Raw genomic sequence first — 16,768 nt, 5'->3', positions numbered from 1 at the left:
ATCAGCCGGATCTGAGGCCACTGAGAGGGATGGGTAGATGGGAATCGAGGAGAAGCTGCCGAGCGGCTTTCTGCTCACCACGGTGGAGAGCGCCGCGGGGTGGGTGAGAAAAGCCTCGCTCTTCCCGGCCACCTTCGGGCTGGCCTGCTGCGCCATCGAGATGATGACCACCGGGGCGGGCCGCTACGACCTGGCCCGGTTCGGCATGGAGGTCTTCCGCGGTTCGCCGCGGCAGGCCGACCTGATGATCGTGGCCGGCCGGGTGAGCCAGAAGATGGCACCGGTGCTCCGCCAGGTCTACGACCAGATGGCCAACCCGAAGTGGGTCATCTCGATGGGCGTCTGCGCGTCCTCGGGCGGCATGTTCAACAACTACGCGATCGTCCAGGGCGTCGACCACATCGTCCCCGTGGACATCTACCTGCCGGGGTGCCCGCCCCGCCCGGAGATGCTGATGGACGCGATCATCAAGCTGCACGAGAAGATCCAGCACGAGCCGCTCGGGGTGAACCGGCGCCGCGCCGAGGACCTGGCCGAGGAACTGGCCCTGGAGGCCACCCCGACCAGCGAGATGCGGGGGCTGCTGCGATGAGCGACGAACCGGTCGTTCCCCAGAACCGCCGCGAGCTTCCGGTCGAGGTGGTCGGCAGGCGGCAGGGCATGTTCGGTGCCCAGGGCACCGGCGACACCTCCGGCTTCGGCGGCCTGGCCGCCGCCATCGTGCTGCCGGCGCCGGCCGAACGCCCCTACGGGGGTTGGTTCGACGAGGTCGCCGACGAGCTCGAGGGGGCACTGGAGGAGCAGGGGCTCAACCCGTCCGCGGTGATCGAGAAGACCGTGGTCGACCGCGGCGAGCTGACCTTCCAGATCGCCCGCGAGCACCTGCTCGCCACCGTCCGCACGCTGCGCGACGACCCGGCGCTGCGCTTCGAACTGTGCCTGGGCGTCAACGGGGTGCACTACCCGGCGGAGGTCGGGCGGGAGCTGCACGCGGTCTACCCGCTGCGCTCGATCACCCACGGCCGGCTGATCCGGCTGGAGGTCACCGCGCCGGACGACGACCCGCGGATCCCGTCCGTGGTCAGCGTCTACCCGACCAACGACTGGCACGAGCGAGAGGCGTACGACTTCTTCGGTCTCGTCTTCGAGGGCCACCCGGCGCTCACCCGGATCATGATGCCGGACGACTGGCTGGGCCACCCGCAGCGCAAGGACTACCCGCTCGGCGGCATTCCCGTCGAGTACAAGGGCGCCCAGATCCCGGCGCCCGACCAGCGGAGGTCGTACTCCTGATGACCACTCACTTCGAAGAGGCAGGCGCGCGCGAGACCACCGAGGGCCGGGTCTTCACCGTCACCGGTGGCGACTGGGGCGAGGTGGTGGAGGCCGTCGCCCGGGCCGACGACGAGCGCATCATCGTCAACATGGGCCCGCAGCACCCCTCCACGCACGGCGTGCTGCGCCTGATCCTGGAGATCGACGGCGAGACGGTGACCGAGGCCCGGTGCGGGATCGGCTACCTGCACACCGGCATCGAGAAGAACATGGAGTACCGCTCCTGGGTCCAGGGCACCACCTTCGTGACCCGGATGGACTACCTCACGCCGCTGTTCAACGAGACCGCCTACTGCCTGGCGGTCGAGAAGCTGCTCGGGATCACCGACCAGATCCCGGACCGGGCCAGCGTCATCCGGGTGCTGATGATGGAGCTCAACCGGATCTCCTCGCACCTGGTGTGCCTGGCCACCGGCGGCATGGAGATCGGCTCCACCACGCTGATGATCTACGGCTTCCGGGACCGTGAACTCATCCTGGACATCTTCGAGTTGGTCACCGGTCTGCGGATGAACCACGCGTACGTGCGCCCCGGCGGGCTGGCCCAGGACCTGCCGCCCGGCGCGGTGGACCAGATCCGCGAGGCGGTCAAGCTGTTCCGCTCGCGGATGCACGAGTACGACAAACTCGCCACCGGCAACCCGGTGTTCAAGGCGCGCCTGGTCGACGTCGGCTTCCTCGACCTGGCCGGCTGCCTGGCGCTCGGCGCCACCGGCCCGATCCTGCGGGCCACCGGACTGCCGCACGACCTGCGCAAGAGCGATCCCTACTGCGGGTACCAGGACTACGACTTCGAGGTCGCGGTGGCCGACACCGCGGACTCCTTCGGGCGGTTCCTGATCCGCCTGGAGGAGATGAAGCAGTCGCTGCGGATCGTCGAGCAGTGCCTGGACCGGCTGCGCCCGGGACCGGTCATGGTGGCCGACAAGAAGATCGCCTGGCCGGCCCAACTCGCCATCGGACCCGATGGCATGGGCAACTCGCTGGACCACATCCGGCAGATCATGGGCACCTCCATGGAGGCCCTGATCCACCACTTCAAGCTGGTCACCGAGGGCTTCCGGGTCCCGGTCGGCCAGGCGTACACAGCCGTCGAGTCGCCCAAGGGCGAGCTCGGCGTGCACGTGGTGAGCGACGGCGGGACCCGCCCCTACCGGGTGCACTTCCGGGACCCGTCGTTCACCAACCTGCAGTCGATGGCAGCGATGTGCGAGGGCGGCCAGATGGCCGACGTGATCGTGGCGGTGGCCGGGATCGACCCGGTGATGGGAGGAGTGGACCGGTGACGGGCAATTCTCGGGCGAGCGTCGAGCTCGGCCTGCCGGCGCTGCCGGCCAAGCCTTACCCGCCGGAGGTCCACGAGCGCCTGGCGCGGGACGCCGCGGAGCTGATCGGGCGCTACCCGCAGGCGCGCTCGGCCCTGCTGCCGCTGCTGCACCTGGTGCAGGCCGAGGAGGGCTTCGTCAGCGCCACCGGGATCCGGTTCTGCGCCGAGCAGTTGGCGCTCACCACGGCCGAGGTCACGGCGGTGGCGACCTTCTACACGATGTACCGCCGCAAGCCCGCCGGTCAGTACCACGTGGGGGTGTGCACCAACACGCTCTGCGCGGTGCTCGGTGGCGACCAGATCTTCGCCGAGCTCAAGGAACACCTGGGCATCGCGAACAACGAGACCACCGAGGACGGCGAGATCTCGCTCGAGCACATCGAGTGCAACGCCGCCTGCGACTACGCCCCCGTGGTGATGGTCAACTGGGAGTTCTTCGACAACCAGACGCCGCAGAGCGCCCGGCAGTTGGTGGACGACCTGCGGGCCGGCGGCGAGGTGCGGCCCACCCGCGGCGCCAAGCTCTGCTCGTTCAAGGAGACCGCGCGGATCCTGGCCGGCTTCCCGGACGGGCGCGAGGGCGCGGTGGACGAGTCCGGCGCCGGTGGCGCCCCCTCGCTGGCCGGCCTGCGGCTGGCCAAGGGCGAGTCACTGCCCGGCACGCCGGGCGCCCGAGTGGTGGCCCCGCGGGGCGAAGGGACGGAAGCGTGATGACCGCCACCGAGCCGGCCGAGAAGCTGCTCAGCCCCGTGCTCTCCGCCTCCTGGGACGACCACCGGCCGTGGAGCCTGGAGACCTACCGGCGCCACGACGGCTACCAGGGCCTGCGCAACGCCCTGGAGATGGAGCCCGACGCGCTGATCGCGCTGGTCAAGGAGTCCGGCCTGCGCGGGCGCGGCGGCGCCGGCTTCCCGACCGGGATGAAGTGGCAGTTCATCCCGCAGAACGACGGCAAGCCGCACTACCTGGTGGTCAACGCCGACGAGTCCGAGCCGGGCACCTGCAAGGACATCCCGCTGCTCTTCGCCAACCCGCACGCGCTGATCGAGGGCATGGTGATCGCCTCCTACGCGATCCGCTGCGACCACGCCTTCATCTACCTGCGCGGCGAGACGGTGCCGGTGCTGCGCAGGCTGCACGCCGCGGTCGCCGAGGCGTACGCGGCCGGCTTCCTCGGCAAGGACATCCTGGGCTCCGGGATCGACCTGGACATCACCGTGCACGCCGGCGCCGGCGCGTACATCTGCGGCGAGGAGACCGCGCTGCTGGACTCGCTGGAGGGCCGGCGCGGCCAGCCCCGGCTGCGCCCGCCGTTCCCGGCCATCGCCGGCCTGTACGCCTGCCCGACGGTGGTCAACAACGTCGAGTCGATCGCCTCGGTGCCGCCGATCCTGGTCCGCGGCAAGGAGTGGTTCACCTCGCTGGGCACCGAGAAGTCCCCGGGCTTCACGCTCTACTCGCTCTCCGGGCACGTCACCAACCCCGGTCAGTACGAGGCGCCGCTGGGCGTGACGCTGCGCCAGCTGCTCGACATCAGCGGTGGGGTGCGGGCCGGTCACCAGCTCAAGTTCTGGACCCCGGGCGGCAGTTCCACCCCGATGTTCACCGACGAGCACCTCGACGTCCCGCTCGACTACGAGGGGGTGGGCGCGGCCGGCTCGATGCTCGGCACCAAGGCGCTGCAGGTCTTCGACGAGACGACCTGCGTGGTGCGCGCGGTCACCCGGTGGACCGAGTTCTACGCCCACGAGTCCTGTGGCAAGTGCACGCCGTGCCGCGAAGGCACCTACTGGCTGGTCCAGTTGCTCCAGCGGATCGAGGCGGGCGAGGGCGTCGAGGGAGACCTGGAGAAGCTCCTCGACATCGCCGACAACATCAACGGCAAGTCCTTCTGCGCGCTGGGCGACGGCGCCGCCAGCCCGATCGTCTCCTCGCTCCAGCACTTCCGCGCCGAGTACGAGCAGCACCTGGCCGAGCGCCGCTGCCCGTTCGACCCGGCCGCCGCCACCGTCTGGGCCGACAGCCACCGTGCCAAGGCCCCCCAGCCCGCCACCGAGAGGGAGGTGCACGCATGACGATCACCGATCCGCCCAGGACCGCCACCGACCTCGTCACGCTCACCATCGACGGCGTCGAAGTCCAGGTCCCCAAGGGCACCCTGGTGATCCGCGCGGCCGAGCAGATCGGCACCCAGGTGCCCCGGTTCTGCGACCACCCGCTGCTCGACCCGGCCGGCGCCTGCCGCCAGTGCATCGTGGAGATCGAGGGCCAGCGCAAGCCGGTCGCCTCCTGCACGATCCCGGTGGCCGAGGGCATGGTGGTCCGCACCCAGCTCAGCTCCCCGGTGGCCGAGAAGGCCCAGCGGGGCGTCATGGAGCTGCTGCTGATCAACCACCCGCTGGACTGCCCGGTCTGCGACAAGGGCGGCGAGTGCCCGCTGCAGAACCAGGCGATGTCCAGCGGCCAGGCGGACTCGCGCTTCGAGGGCATGAAGCGGACCTACCAGAAGCCGGTGCCGATCAGCACCCAGGTGCTGCTCGACCGCGAGCGCTGCGTGCTCTGCGCCCGCTGCACCCGCTTCTCCCAGCAGATCGCCGGTGACCCGTTCATCGACCTGGTCGAGCGCGGCGCGCTCCAGCAGGTCGGCACCGGCGAGGGCGACGACTTCGCCTCGTACTTCTCCGGCAACACCATCCAGATCTGCCCGGTCGGCGCGCTCACCTCGGCCGCCTACCGGTTCCGCTCGCGCCCCTTCGACCTGGTCTCCTCGCCCAGCGTCTGCGAGCACTGCTCGGCGGGCTGCTCGCTGCGCACCGACCACCGGCGTGGCAAGGTGCTGCGCCGGCTGGCCGGCGACGCACCCGAGGTCAACGAGGAGTGGAGCTGCGACAAGGGGCGGTTCGCCTTCCGCTACGCCCAGCAGCGCGACCGGTTCAGCGGCCCGCTGGTGCGCGACGCGGCCACCGGTGAGCTGGTCAAGGCCTCCTGGCCGCAGGCGCTGGCCGCCGCCGCCCAGGGCCTGGCCGGCTCGCGCGGCGCGGTGCTGTCCGGCGGCCGGGTGACCGTCGAGGACGCCTACGGCTACGCCAAGTTCGCCCGCGTGGTGCTCGGCACCAACGACGTGGACTTCCGCGCCCGCCCGCACAGCGCCGAGGAGGCCGACTTCCTGGCCGTCGCGGTCGCCGGGCGCGGCGTCGACCTGGACGAGCAGGGGGTCAGCTACCGGAGCCTGGAGCAGGCGCCGGTGGTGCTGCTCGCGGGCTTCGAGCCCGAGGAGGAGTCGCCGATCGTCTTCCTGCGGCTGCGCAAGGCGCAGCGCACCGGCCTGGAGGTCTTCTCGATCGCCTCGCACTCCTCGCGCGGCCTTACGAAGCTGGCGGGGACCCTGCTGCCGGCGGCGCCCGGCACCGAGCCCGAGTGGCTGGGTGCGCTGGCGGCCGAGGACCAGCTGAGCGACGCCGCCGGCCGCGCCGCGCGCCTGCTGCGCGAGTCCGGCGCGGTGATCGTGGTGGGCGAGCGGCTGGCCGCGGTCCCCGGGGCGCTGACCGCCGCGCTGCGGCTGTCGCACGCCACCGGGGCGCAGCTCGCCTGGATCCCGCGCCGGGCCGGTGAGCGCGGCGCCCTCGAGGTCGGCGCGCTGCCCGGGCTGCTGCCCGGCGGCCGACCGGTCACCGTGCCCGCCGCGCGCGCCGAGGTGGCCGCCGCCTGGGGCGTGGCGGACCTGCCGGCCCGGCTGGGCCGCGACACCGGCCAGATCCTGGCCGCGGCCGCGCACGGCGACCTGGACGCACTGCTGGTCGGCGGCGTCGAGCTGGACGACCTGCCGGACCCGCAGCTCGCCGAGGAGGCGCTGAGCCGGGTGGGCTTCGTGGTCTCGCTGGAGCTGCGGCCCTCGGCGGTGACCGCGCACGCCGACGTGGTGCTGCCGGTGGCCGCCGTCGCCGAGAAGGCCGGCACCTTCCTGGACTGGGAGGGCCGGGTGCGGATGTTCGACACGGCGATCCGCCCCGACCAGCTGATGGGCCGGCACCTGCACTCGGACGTCCGGGTGCTGAACATGCTGGCCGAGGCCATGGGGCACCGTCTGGAGCTGCCCGACGTACGGGCGGCCCGAGCCGCGGTGGACCGGCTGCAGCCGTGGACCGGCGACCGTCCCGCGGCCCCGGCCGGCCACCCCAGCGCGTTGCCCCGTCCGGCCACCGGCCAGGCGGTGCTGGCCGGTTGGCGCCTGCTGCTGGACCAGGGTGTGCTCCAGCAGGGCGACGAGCACCTGGCCGGCACCCGGCACCCCGCCGTCGCCCGGCTCTCGCCGACCACCGCCGCCGAGATCGGCGCGAGCGACACGCTGCGCGTCACCGGTCCGGCCGGCTCGCTGGTCCTGCCGTTGGAGATCACCGCGGAGCTGCCGGACCGTACGGTCTGGCTGCCGCTGAACTCGCCGGCGCTCAACTCGGCCCAGGGCAGCGCCTACCGCGTCCTGGGCACCACGGTCGGTCACCTGGTGACCATCGCCCCGGCAGGGGAGGAGCAGTGACGCCCATGGACGCGACGCCCGCCCTCAAGCTCGCCGCCGCCGCCGACACCCTGGTGTTCTTCGGCCGCGACCCCTGGTGGCTGGTCCTGATCAAGGCGGTGTTCTGCTTCGCCTTCCTGCTGATCACCGTGCTGGTCTCGATCGTCTGGGAGCGCAAGGTCGTCGCCTGGATGCAGCTGCGGATCGGCCCCAACCGGCACGGCCCCTGGGGCCTGTTGCAGTCCCTGGCGGACGGGGTGAAGCTGGCGCTCAAGGAGGACCTGGTCGTCTCGGGCGCCGACAAGGCGGTCTACATCCTGGCGCCGATCGTCTGCGCGATCCCGGCCTTCATGGCGATCGCGGTGATCCCCTTCGGCCCGGCCGACAACGAGATCTCCATCTTCGGCACCCGCACCCCGATGCAGCTCACCGACCTGCCGGTGGCCCTGCTCTACATCCTGGCCACCGCCTCGATCGGGATCTACGGCATCGTGCTGGCCGGCTGGTCCTCGGGCTCGACCTACCCGCTGCTGGGCGGCCTGCGCTCGTCGGCCCAGATGATCTCCTACGAGATCGCGATGGGCCTGTCGTTCGCCGCGGTCTTCATCTACTCCGGCTCGATGTCCACCTCGCAGATCGTCTCCTCGCAGCAACCGACGTGGTTCGCGGCCCTGTTGCCGGTCTCCTTCATCGTCTACATCATCGCGATGGTGGGCGAGACCAACCGGGCGCCGTTCGACCTGCCGGAGGCCGAGGGCGAGTTGGTCGGCGGCTTCAACACCGAGTACAGCTCGCTGAAGTTCGCGATGTTCATGCTGGCCGAGTACGTCAACATGGTGACCGTCTCGGCGGTCGCCAGCACGCTCTTCCTGGGCGGCTGGCGGGCCCCGTACCCGCTCTCGCTCTGGGCCGGCGCCAACCACGGCTGGTGGCCGCTGCTCTGGATCACCCTCAAGATCCAGCTGCTGCTCTTCTTCTTCATCTGGCTGCGCGGAACGCTGCCCCGGCTGCGCTACGACCAGTTCATGAAGCTCGGCTGGAAGGTGCTGATCCCGGTCTCGCTGGTCTGGCTGGTGATGGTGGCCAGCGTGCGGGCGCTGCGCAACGAGGGCCACGGCTTCGGCCAGGTGGTGCTCTACGTGGCCGCGCCGGTCGGTGCGCTGCTGCTGCTCTCGCTGCTCTGGGACACCTTCCGCACCAAGCAGAAGGAACCCGAACAGCAGGCCGAAGCCGTCGAGTTCGACCCGATGGCCAGCGGCTACCCGGTCCCGCCGCTGCCCGGTCAGGTGCTGCCCGCGGTGCCGCGCCGGCGTAGCCGCGTCCCGCAGGCGCAGCTGCCCCAGGAGCAGGACCCGCAAGCACTGCAGGACGCGCTGCACGGCGCCAACCATTCCGAAGGGAGCTGAACCGAGATGCCAGAACCCGACGACAAGCCGTCGCTGCTGGGACCGGCCGCAGGCTTCGGCGTGACCTTCAAGGCCATGTTCAAGAAGCGGCTGACCGAGCAGTACCCGGAACAGAAGAAGCCCACCGCACCGCGCTTCCACGGACGCCACCAGCTCAACCGGCACCCGGACGGCCTGGAGAAGTGCGTCGGCTGCGAGCTCTGCGCCTGGGCCTGCCCGGCCGACGCGATCTACGTGGAGGGCGCCGACAACACCGAGGAGGAGCGCTACTCCCCGGGTGAGCGCTACGGCGCGGTCTACCAGATCAACTACGCCCGCTGCATCCTGTGCGGGCTGTGCATCGAGGCCTGCCCGACCCGCGCGCTGACCATGACCAACGAGTACGAGCTGGCCGACTCCTCGCGGGCCGACCTGATCTTCACCAAGGAGCAGCTGCTCTCCGGGCTGACCGAGGGCATGGTCGAGGCGCCGCACGCGATGTACCCCGGCGCCGACGAGGGCGCCTACTACCGGGGCGAGGTCACCCAGGCGGCGCCCGGCACCGAGCGCCAGGAGCCCACCGCGCGCCGGCACGACGAGGAGGTGGGCTCGTGACCTCCACCGGCGAAGCGGTCCAGTTCTGGGTGCTCGCGGTCATCGCGGTGGGCGGCGCGCTCGGCATGCTGACGATGCGCAAGGCCGTGCACAGCGCGCTCTGCCTGGCGGCCACCATGATCGCACTGGCGATCTGCTACCTGGCCCAGGGCGCGGTCTTCCTGGGCGTGGTGCAGATCGTGGTCTACACCGGCGCGATCATGATGCTCTTCCTCTTCGTGGTGATGCTGGTGGGCGTCACCACGGAGGACTCGCTCACCGAGCAGCTCAAGGGCCAGCGGGCGGCCGCGGTCCTGTGCGGGCTGGGCTTCGGGACGCTGCTGATCGCGGGCATCGCCAACGCCAAGCTCTCGCACTTCACCGGCCTGACCGAGGCCAACGCCGAGGGCAACGTGCAGGGCCTGGCCCGGCTGATCTTCACCAAGTACGTGTGGGCCTTCGAGGTGACCGGCGCGCTGCTGATCACCGCCGCGATCGGCGCCATGGTGCTCACCCACCGCGAGCACGTGAAGGCGCCGGCCACCCAGCGCGAGCTGGCCGCCCAGCGGATCAGGGACAACGTGCAGGTGCCGCCGCTGCCGGCGCCCGGCGTCTACGCCCGGCACAACGCGGTCGACATCGCCGGCCTGCTGCCGGACGGCACCGTCGCCGAGGACTCGGTGATGGCCACCCTGCGCGAGCGCGGCCAGATCCGCGACGTCAGCCAGGACATGCTGCGGCGGATGGCCGAGCTGGAGGACACCACCGCCGACTGGCTCGGCCGGGCGCACTCCGGCCGGCCGGTGCCGGTGGCCGCACCGCGGCGCGGCACCGAGCTGCCGGCGGCCACCGCCGAGGAGGGAGCGGAGTGAACCCCGTCAACTACCTGTATCTCGCCGCCCTGTTGTTCACCATCGGGGCGAGCGGGGTGCTGATCCGGCGCAACGCCATCGTGCTCTTCATGTGCGTGGAGCTGATGCTCAACGCCTCGAACCTGGCGCTGGTCACCTTCTCCCGGCTGCACGGCAACCTGGACGGCCAGATCCTGGCCTTCTTCACCATGGTGGTCGCGGCGGCCGAGGTCGTGGTGGGCCTGGCGATCATCGTGAGCATCTTCCGGACCAGGCACTCGGCTTCGGTCGACGACAGCAACCTGATGAAGCTGTAGGGGCCCAGGGTGAACTCTCTTATTCCGCTGCTCGTGGCGGCTCCGCTGGCCGGCGCTGCCCTGCTGCTGCTCGGCGGCCGCCTGCTGGACCGCTTCGGCCACTGGCTGGGCACCTGCGCCGCCGCCCTCTCGTTCGTCTTCGGGCTGGTCCTCTTCTTCCAGATGCTCGGTCGCAGCACCGACCAACGGGCCGTCCACGAGCGCCTGTTCAGCTGGATCTCGGTGGGCGGCTTCCAGGCCGACGCCTCCTTCCAGCTCGACCAGCTCTCCGTCACCTTCGTGCTGCTGATCACCGGCGTCGGCACCCTGATCCACCTCTACTCGGTGGGCTACATGGCGCACGACGAGCGCCGCCGGCGGTTCTTCGGCTACCTGAACCTCTTCCTGGCCGCCATGCTGCTGCTGGTGCTGGCCGACAACTACCTTCTGCTCTACGTCGGGTGGGAGGGTGTCGGGCTCGCCTCGTACCTGCTGATCGGCTTCTGGCAGCACAAGCCCAGCGCCGCGACGGCCGCCAAGAAGGCCTTCCTGGTCAACCGGGTCGGCGACGTGGGCCTGTCGATCGCCATCATGCTGATGTTCACCCAGTTCGGCACCTTCACCTTCGGCCCGGTCTTCGCCACCGCGCCGCAGGCGAGCGAGGGCAAGCTCACCGCGATCGGCCTGATGCTGCTGCTCGCGGCCTGCGGCAAGTCGGCCCAGGTGCCGCTGCAGAGCTGGCTCGGCGACGCGATGGAGGGCCCGACCCCGGTCTCGGCCCTGATCCACGCGGCCACCATGGTGACCGCCGGCGTCTACCTGATCACCCGCTCGAGCGCGATCTTCAACCTCGCGCCGGACGCGCAGACCGCGGTGGTCTGCGTGGGCGCGGTGACGCTGATCTTCGGTGCGATCGTCGGTTGCGCCAAGGACGACATCAAGAAGGCGCTGGCCGGCTCGACCATGTCGCAGATCGGCTACATGATCCTGGCCGCCGGCCTGGGCCCGATCGGCTACGTCTTCGCGATCATGCACCTGGTCACCCACGGCTTCTTCAAGGCCGGGCTCTTCCTCGGCGCCGGGTCGGTCATGCACGGCATGGACGACGAGGTGAACATGCGTCACTACGGCGGCCTGCGCAAGTACATGCCGATCACCTTCGCCACCTTCGGCCTGGGCTACCTGGCGATCATCGGGTTCCCGGGGCTGTCCGGCTTCTTCTCCAAGGACAAGATCATCGAGGCGGCGTTCGCCAAGGGCGGCACCGAGGGCTGGATCCTCGGCGCGGTCACCCTGGTCGGCGCCGCGGTCACCGCGTTCTACATGACCCGGGTGATGCTGATGACCTTCTTCGGCGAGAAGCGCTGGCAGCCGGACGCCGAGGGCAACGAGCCGCACCCGCACGAGTCGCCGGCGATCATGACCGCGCCGATGGTCGTGCTCGCCTTCGGCTCGGTCTTCGCGGGCGGCCTGTTCGCCTTCAACAGCAACTTCCTGCACTGGCTGGAGCCGGTCACCGGGTACAGCGAGGGCGACTCGCCGCTCGCCCCGATCGTGGTCACCGTGCTCACCTCCGCCTGCATGCTGGCCGGCGTGGGCCTGGCCTACCTGGTGTACGGCCGCAGCCCGGTGCCGGTCACCGCGCCCGTCGGCTCGGCGCTCACCCGCGCCGCGCGCCGCGACCTGCTCCAGGACGACTTCAACCACGCCGTCCTGGTGCGCCCCGGCTCCGCGCTGACCGCCGCGCTGGTCTTCTTCGACAGCAAGGGCCTGGACGGCTTCGTCAACGGCCTGGCCGCCACCATCGGGGGCGTCTCCAGCCGGCTGCGCCGGGTGCAGAACGGCTACGTCCGCTCGTACGCCCTCTCCATGTTCGGCGGCACGCTGGTGCTGGTCGCCACCACTCTCCTCATGAGGTCCGTCTGATGAATGTGATGACCAGTCGGAAGGAGAGGCCATGAGCTACCTACTGACCGCCACCTGTGCCGTCCCGGCCGCCGGGGCGATCCTGACCGCGGCGCTGCCGGCCGGCACCAGCGAACGGCGCCGGCGCACCACCAAGGCCGTCGCGGTCGGCGTCTCGGTGCTCACCCTGGCGCTGAGCGCCGTGGTGGCCGCGCGGTTCGACAGCGGCGGCGCGCGCTACCAGCTGACCGAGTCCTACAGCTGGATCCGCTCGTTCGGGATCAGCTTCTCGCTGGGCGTGGACGGCATCGGCGCGGTGCTGGTGCTGCTCACCGCGGTGCTGGTGCCGCTGGTGATGCTGGCCTCCTGGCACGACGCCGACCCCACGCCGATCCCCGAGGGCTCCGAGGGTGGCACCTTCGAGAGCCGCCGGCGCACCCAGGGCTTCTTCGCGCTGATCCTGGCCGTCGAGGCGATGGTGATCGTCTCCTTCCTGGCCACCGACGTCTTCCTCTTCTACGTCTTCTTCGAAGCCATGCTGATCCCGATGTACTTCCTGATCGGTGGCTTCGGGGACCGGGCGGGCGGCGCCGAGTCGGCCCGCCAGCGCAGCTACGCGGCCGTCAAGTTCCTGCTCTACAACCTGCTCGGCGGCCTGGTCATGCTGGCCGCGGTGATCGGTCTCTACGTGATCGCCCAGCAGCAGGGCCAGGGCACCTTCGACCTGCAGACGCTGACCTCCGCGATCGCGGACGGCAAGCTGGTCATCAACCCGAACGCCGAGCGCGCGCTCTTCCTCGGCTTCTTCTTCGCCTTCGCCGTCAAGGCGCCGCTCTGGCCGCTGCACACCTGGCTGCCGAACGCGATGGGGGAGTCGACCGCCGGAACGGCCGTGCTGATCACCGCGGTGGTCGACAAGGTCGGCACCTTCGCGATGCTCCGCTTCTGCCTGGGCCTGTTCCCGGACGCCTCGAAGTTCTTCGCCCCCGCGATCCTGGTGCTGGCGGTGGTCGGGATCATCTACGGCGCGCTGCTGGCGGTGGGCCAGAAGGACATCAAGCGGCTGGTGGCCTACGCCTCCATCTCGCACTTCGGCTTCATCATCATGGGCATCTTCGCGATGACCAGCCAGGGCCAGAGCGGCGCCACCCTCTACATGGTCAACCACGGCATCTCCACCGCGCTGCTGATGCTGGTGGCCGGCTTCCTCATCTCGCGGCGCGGCTCGCGCCTGATCGCCGACTTCGGCGGGGTGCAGAAGGTGGCGCCGGTGCTGGCCGGCACCTTCCTGGTCGGTGGACTGGCCACCCTCTCGCTGCCGGGGCTGGCCCCGTTCGTCAGCGAGTTCCTGGTCCTGGTCGGCACCTTCACCCGTTATCCGGTGCTCGGCGTCATCGCCACCTTCGGCATCGTGCTCGCCGCGCTCTACGTACTGGTGCTCTACCAGCGCACCATGACCGGCCCGGTCAAGGAGTCCGTGCACGGCATGCCCGACCTGCGGGTGCGCGAGCTGCTGGTCGCCACCCCGCTGATCGCGCTGACCATCGCGCTGGGCGTCTACCCCAAGCCGCTCACCGACCTGGTGAACCCGGCGGTGGCCGACACCCTGGTGCAGGTGCACCGCACCGACCCCGCGCCCGCCCACCCGGCGGCCGACTCCAGCATCCCAACGGGAGGTGCGAGCAAGTGAGCACTGTCCACAGCCTGTGGATGGCGGCGCCCGGCGGCAACACGCCCAGCATTCCGGCGCCGCACATCGAGTACGGCCAGCTGTCCCCGATGCTGATCGTCTTCGGCGCGGCCGTGGCCGGCATCCTGGCCGAGGCCTTCCTGCCCCGCCGCGCCCGCTACGCCACCCAGGTGACGCTGGCGCTGGCCGGCCTCGGCGGCGCGTTCGTCGCCGTGGTGGTGCTGGCCGCGCAGGGCTACGGCAGCACCAAGAGCGGCCTGATCGCGATGGGCTCGGTGGCCCTGGACGGCCCCGCGCTCTTCCTGCAGGGCGTGATCCTGCTGGCCGCCGTGGTCTCGGTGCTGCTCTACGCCGAGCGCCGGCTCGACCCGCGCACCGAGGCCGGCCCGATCGACGCCTTCACCGCGCAGGGCGCCGCCACCCCCGGCGGCGAGCAGGAGCGGCAGGCCACCAGGGCCGGCTTCGCCACCACCGAGGTCTACCCGCTGACGCTCTTCGCGGTCGGCGGCATGCTGCTCTTCCCGGCCGCCAACGACCTGCTGACCATGTTCGTGGCGCTGGAGGTCTTCTCGCTGCCGCTCTACCTGCTCTGCGCGCTGGCCCGGCGCCGGCGCCTGCTCTCGCAGGAGGCGGCGGTCAAGTACTTCCTGCTGGGCTCCTTCGCCTCGGCGTTCTTCCTCTTCGGCAGCGCGCTGCTGTACGGCTACGCCGGCACCTTCCGGCTGCCGGAGATCGCCGACGTGGTCTCGGGCGTCGCCCCCACCACCCCGGCGCTGGCGCAGACCACCGGCAACGACGCGCTGCTGCTGATCGGCCTGGCGATGCTCGGGGTCGGCCTGCTCTTCAAGGTCGGCGCGGTGCCGTTCCACTCCTGGACCCCGGACGTCTACCAGGGCGCGCCGACCCCGGTCACCGGCTTCATGGCCGCCGCCACCAAGGTTGCCGCGTTCGGCGCGCTGCTGCGCCTGTTCTACGTCGCCTTCCCCGGCCTGCGCTGGGACTGGCGGCCGGTGATGTGGGGTGTGGCGATCCTCACCATGGTGGTCGGCGCGATCCTGGCCGTCACCCAGCAGGACGTGAAGCGGCTGCTGGCCTACTCCTCGATCGCGCACGCCGGCTTCATCCTCACCGGCGTGATCGCCACCAACCGGCAGGGCCTGGGCGCGGTGCTCTTCTACCTGCTCTCCTACTCCTTCGTCACGCTGGGCGCCTTCGCGGTGGTCACCCTGGTGCGCGACTCCAAGGGGGAGGCCACCCACCTCTCCAGCTGGGCGGGCCTGGGCCGGCGCTCGCCGCTGCTCGCGGCGGTCTTCGCGCTCTTCCTGCTGGCCTTCGCCGGCATCCCGCTGACCAGCGGGTTCACGGGGAAGTTCGCGGTCTTCCAGGCGGCCGCGGCCGGCGGCGCGACCCCGCTGGTGATCGTCGGTGTGCTCAGCTCGGCGGTGGCGGCCTTCTTCTACATCCGCGTCATCGTGCTGATGTTCTTCTCCGACCCGCAGCCGAACGGCCCGGCCGTCGCGGTGCCGAGCGCCTTCACGGCGAGCGCCATCACGCTGGGCGTGCTGGTCACGGTGGGCCTGGGCGTGCTCCCGCAGTACTTCCTGGACCTCGCGTCCAAGGCCGCGATCTTCGTGCGGTGACGAGGAACTCGCCGACCGGGTCCGGGGCCTCGCGCCCCGGACCCGCAGCGTTCTCAGCTCGCTGGGACTGTGACCCGCACGCCCGTACAGTGATCCACTGGCGACCGGATACGCTGCTGGGACATGGCAGCGGCGGGCATCAGGGACCGGACCGCATGATCGACCGGCGACAGGAGTGGTCTTCGTGACCGTCGTGGGACCCTTCGGGCTCAGCGTGCAGGACCGCGATCTGACCCGTGACGTCCAGGCCGGGATGGACGCAGTGGAGGTCGCCCTGGTGGAGACCGTGAAGAGCGACGTCCCGTTCATCACCATCACCGCCAGCCACCTGCTGGAGGCCGGCGGCAAGCGCTTCCGTCCGCTGCTGGTGATGCTCGGCGCCCAGTTCGGCGACCCGTACGCGCCCGGCGTGGTGCCGGCGGCCGTGGTGGTGGAGCTGACCCACATGGCCACCCTGTACCACGACGACGTCATGGACGAGGCGCCGGTGCGCCGCGGCGCGGCGACCGCCAACGCCCGCTGGGACAACTCGGTGGCCATCCTGACCGGCGACTTCCTCTTCTCGCGGGCCTCCCAGGTGCTGGCCGACCTCGGCCCCGAAGCGGTGCGCATCCAGGCCGACGCCTTCGAGCGCCTGGTCACCGGCCAGATCCTGGAGACGGCCGGCCCGCGCCCGGGCGACGACCCGCTCAACCACTACCTGGACGTGATCGCCGGCAAGACCGGCTCGCTGATCGCCGTCTCCGGGCGGTTCGGCGCGCTGATGGCCGGCGCCGAGCCCTGGGTGGTGGACATCCTCACCCAGTACGGCGAGAAGATGGGCACCGCCTTCCAGCTCGCCGACGACGTCCTGGACATCGCCAGCGACAGCCACGAGTCCGGCAAGACCCCGGGCACCGACCTGCGCGAGGGCGTGCCCACGCTGCCGGTGCTGCTGCTCCGGTCGATGCCGGTGGACCCCACCGACCCCGAGGACGCCCGGCTGCGCGAGCTGCTGGAGCTGGACCTGACGGACGATCAGCTGCACGCCGAGGCCCTGCGCCTGCTGCGCCGTCACCCCGCGCTGGAGCGCGCGCGCCGCGAGACGCTGCGCTACGCCGAGGAGGCCCGCGCGCTGCTGACCCCGCTGCCGGAGGGACCGGCCAAGGCGGCCCTGCAGGGTCTGTGCGACGCGGTGGCGATCCGTACCATGTGAGGGGCTTGCCGCCCGACCGGGGTGGCAGGGGGGAAGG

The 16,768-nt window shown here is 71.0% G+C and carries 14 protein-coding genes; all 14 read left to right on the top strand.

What is annotated here, in order from left to right:
• Positions 1 to 37 precede the first annotated feature (37 nt).
• The 14 genes from ABD323_RS03770 (at position 38) to ABD323_RS03705 (ending at position 16,731) form a co-directional block, all read left to right on the top strand.
• Positions 38 to 592 carry a NuoB/complex I 20 kDa subunit family protein gene (locus ABD323_RS03770; RefSeq protein ID WP_344439082.1) on the top strand — a complete coding sequence of 185 codons (555 nt, stop codon included), beginning with the start codon at positions 38 to 40 and terminating at the stop codon, positions 590 to 592.
• A complete protein-coding gene (locus ABD323_RS03765; protein ID WP_344439080.1) occupies positions 589 to 1,293 on the top strand; it encodes an NADH-quinone oxidoreductase subunit C in 705 nt (234 codons plus the stop codon). The genes ABD323_RS03770 and ABD323_RS03765 overlap by 4 nt, the downstream gene beginning before the upstream one ends.
• Complete coding sequence (locus tag ABD323_RS03760; protein ID WP_344439077.1) at positions 1,293 to 2,621, top strand: NADH-quinone oxidoreductase subunit D; 1,329 nt, start codon at positions 1,293 to 1,295, stop codon at positions 2,619 to 2,621. The genes ABD323_RS03765 and ABD323_RS03760 overlap by 1 nt, the downstream gene beginning before the upstream one ends.
• On the top strand, positions 2,618 to 3,373 hold the full coding sequence (gene nuoE, locus ABD323_RS03755; RefSeq protein ID WP_344439073.1) for an NADH-quinone oxidoreductase subunit NuoE: 756 nt from the start codon (positions 2,618 to 2,620) through the stop codon (positions 3,371 to 3,373). Before ABD323_RS03760 ends, nuoE begins: the two co-directional genes overlap by 4 nt.
• Entirely contained in the window at positions 3,373 to 4,737 is a 1,365-nt protein-coding gene (nuoF, locus tag ABD323_RS03750) for an NADH-quinone oxidoreductase subunit NuoF (RefSeq protein ID WP_344439070.1), read from the top strand. Before nuoE ends, nuoF begins: the two co-directional genes overlap by 1 nt.
• Complete coding sequence (locus ABD323_RS03745) at positions 4,734 to 7,196, top strand: NADH-quinone oxidoreductase subunit G (protein ID WP_344439068.1); 2,463 nt, start codon at positions 4,734 to 4,736, stop codon at positions 7,194 to 7,196. The genes nuoF and ABD323_RS03745 overlap by 4 nt, the downstream gene beginning before the upstream one ends.
• A 5-nt stretch (positions 7,197 to 7,201) precedes the next feature.
• A complete protein-coding gene (gene nuoH / locus ABD323_RS03740) occupies positions 7,202 to 8,581 on the top strand; it encodes an NADH-quinone oxidoreductase subunit NuoH (RefSeq protein ID WP_344439066.1) in 1,380 nt (459 codons plus the stop codon).
• Positions 8,582 to 8,587: 6 nt separating this feature from the next.
• Positions 8,588 to 9,175 carry an NADH-quinone oxidoreductase subunit NuoI gene (nuoI, locus tag ABD323_RS03735; RefSeq protein ID WP_344439063.1) on the top strand — a complete coding sequence of 196 codons (588 nt, stop codon included), beginning with the start codon at positions 8,588 to 8,590 and terminating at the stop codon, positions 9,173 to 9,175.
• Positions 9,172 to 10,026, top strand: a complete 855-nt coding sequence (locus ABD323_RS03730) for an NADH-quinone oxidoreductase subunit J (protein WP_344439060.1) — start codon at positions 9,172 to 9,174, stop codon at positions 10,024 to 10,026. The genes nuoI and ABD323_RS03730 overlap by 4 nt, the downstream gene beginning before the upstream one ends.
• On the top strand, positions 10,023 to 10,322 hold the full coding sequence (nuoK, locus tag ABD323_RS03725) for an NADH-quinone oxidoreductase subunit NuoK (protein WP_043915678.1): 300 nt from the start codon (positions 10,023 to 10,025) through the stop codon (positions 10,320 to 10,322). The genes ABD323_RS03730 and nuoK overlap by 4 nt, the downstream gene beginning before the upstream one ends.
• Positions 10,323 to 10,331: 9 nt before the next feature.
• Positions 10,332 to 12,227 carry an NADH-quinone oxidoreductase subunit L gene (gene nuoL, locus ABD323_RS03720; RefSeq protein WP_344439055.1) on the top strand — a complete coding sequence of 632 codons (1,896 nt, stop codon included), beginning with the start codon at positions 10,332 to 10,334 and terminating at the stop codon, positions 12,225 to 12,227.
• Positions 12,228 to 12,258: 31 nt separating this feature from the next.
• Positions 12,259 to 13,896, top strand: coding sequence for an NADH-quinone oxidoreductase subunit M (locus tag ABD323_RS03715; protein WP_344439052.1), 1,638 nt, complete (start codon positions 12,259 to 12,261; stop codon positions 13,894 to 13,896).
• 20 nt (positions 13,897 to 13,916) lie between these two features.
• The gene (gene nuoN, locus ABD323_RS03710) at positions 13,917 to 15,536 is read left to right on the top strand and encodes an NADH-quinone oxidoreductase subunit NuoN (protein WP_344439242.1); all 1,620 of its coding nucleotides are present in this window, start codon (positions 13,917 to 13,919) and stop codon (positions 15,534 to 15,536) included.
• A 184-nt stretch (positions 15,537 to 15,720) separates the two neighbouring features.
• Positions 15,721 to 16,731, top strand: coding sequence for a polyprenyl synthetase family protein (locus ABD323_RS03705; protein ID WP_344439049.1), 1,011 nt, complete (start codon positions 15,721 to 15,723; stop codon positions 16,729 to 16,731).
• Positions 16,732 to 16,768: the final 37 nt, after the last annotated feature.

This window comes from Kitasatospora nipponensis (assembly GCF_039528135.1).
Lineage (GTDB): Bacteria > Actinomycetota > Actinomycetes > Streptomycetales > Streptomycetaceae > Kitasatospora > Kitasatospora nipponensis.
The sequence above is the reverse complement of the archived record's forward strand: the minus strand, read 5'-3'. Positions and strand labels throughout refer to the sequence as shown.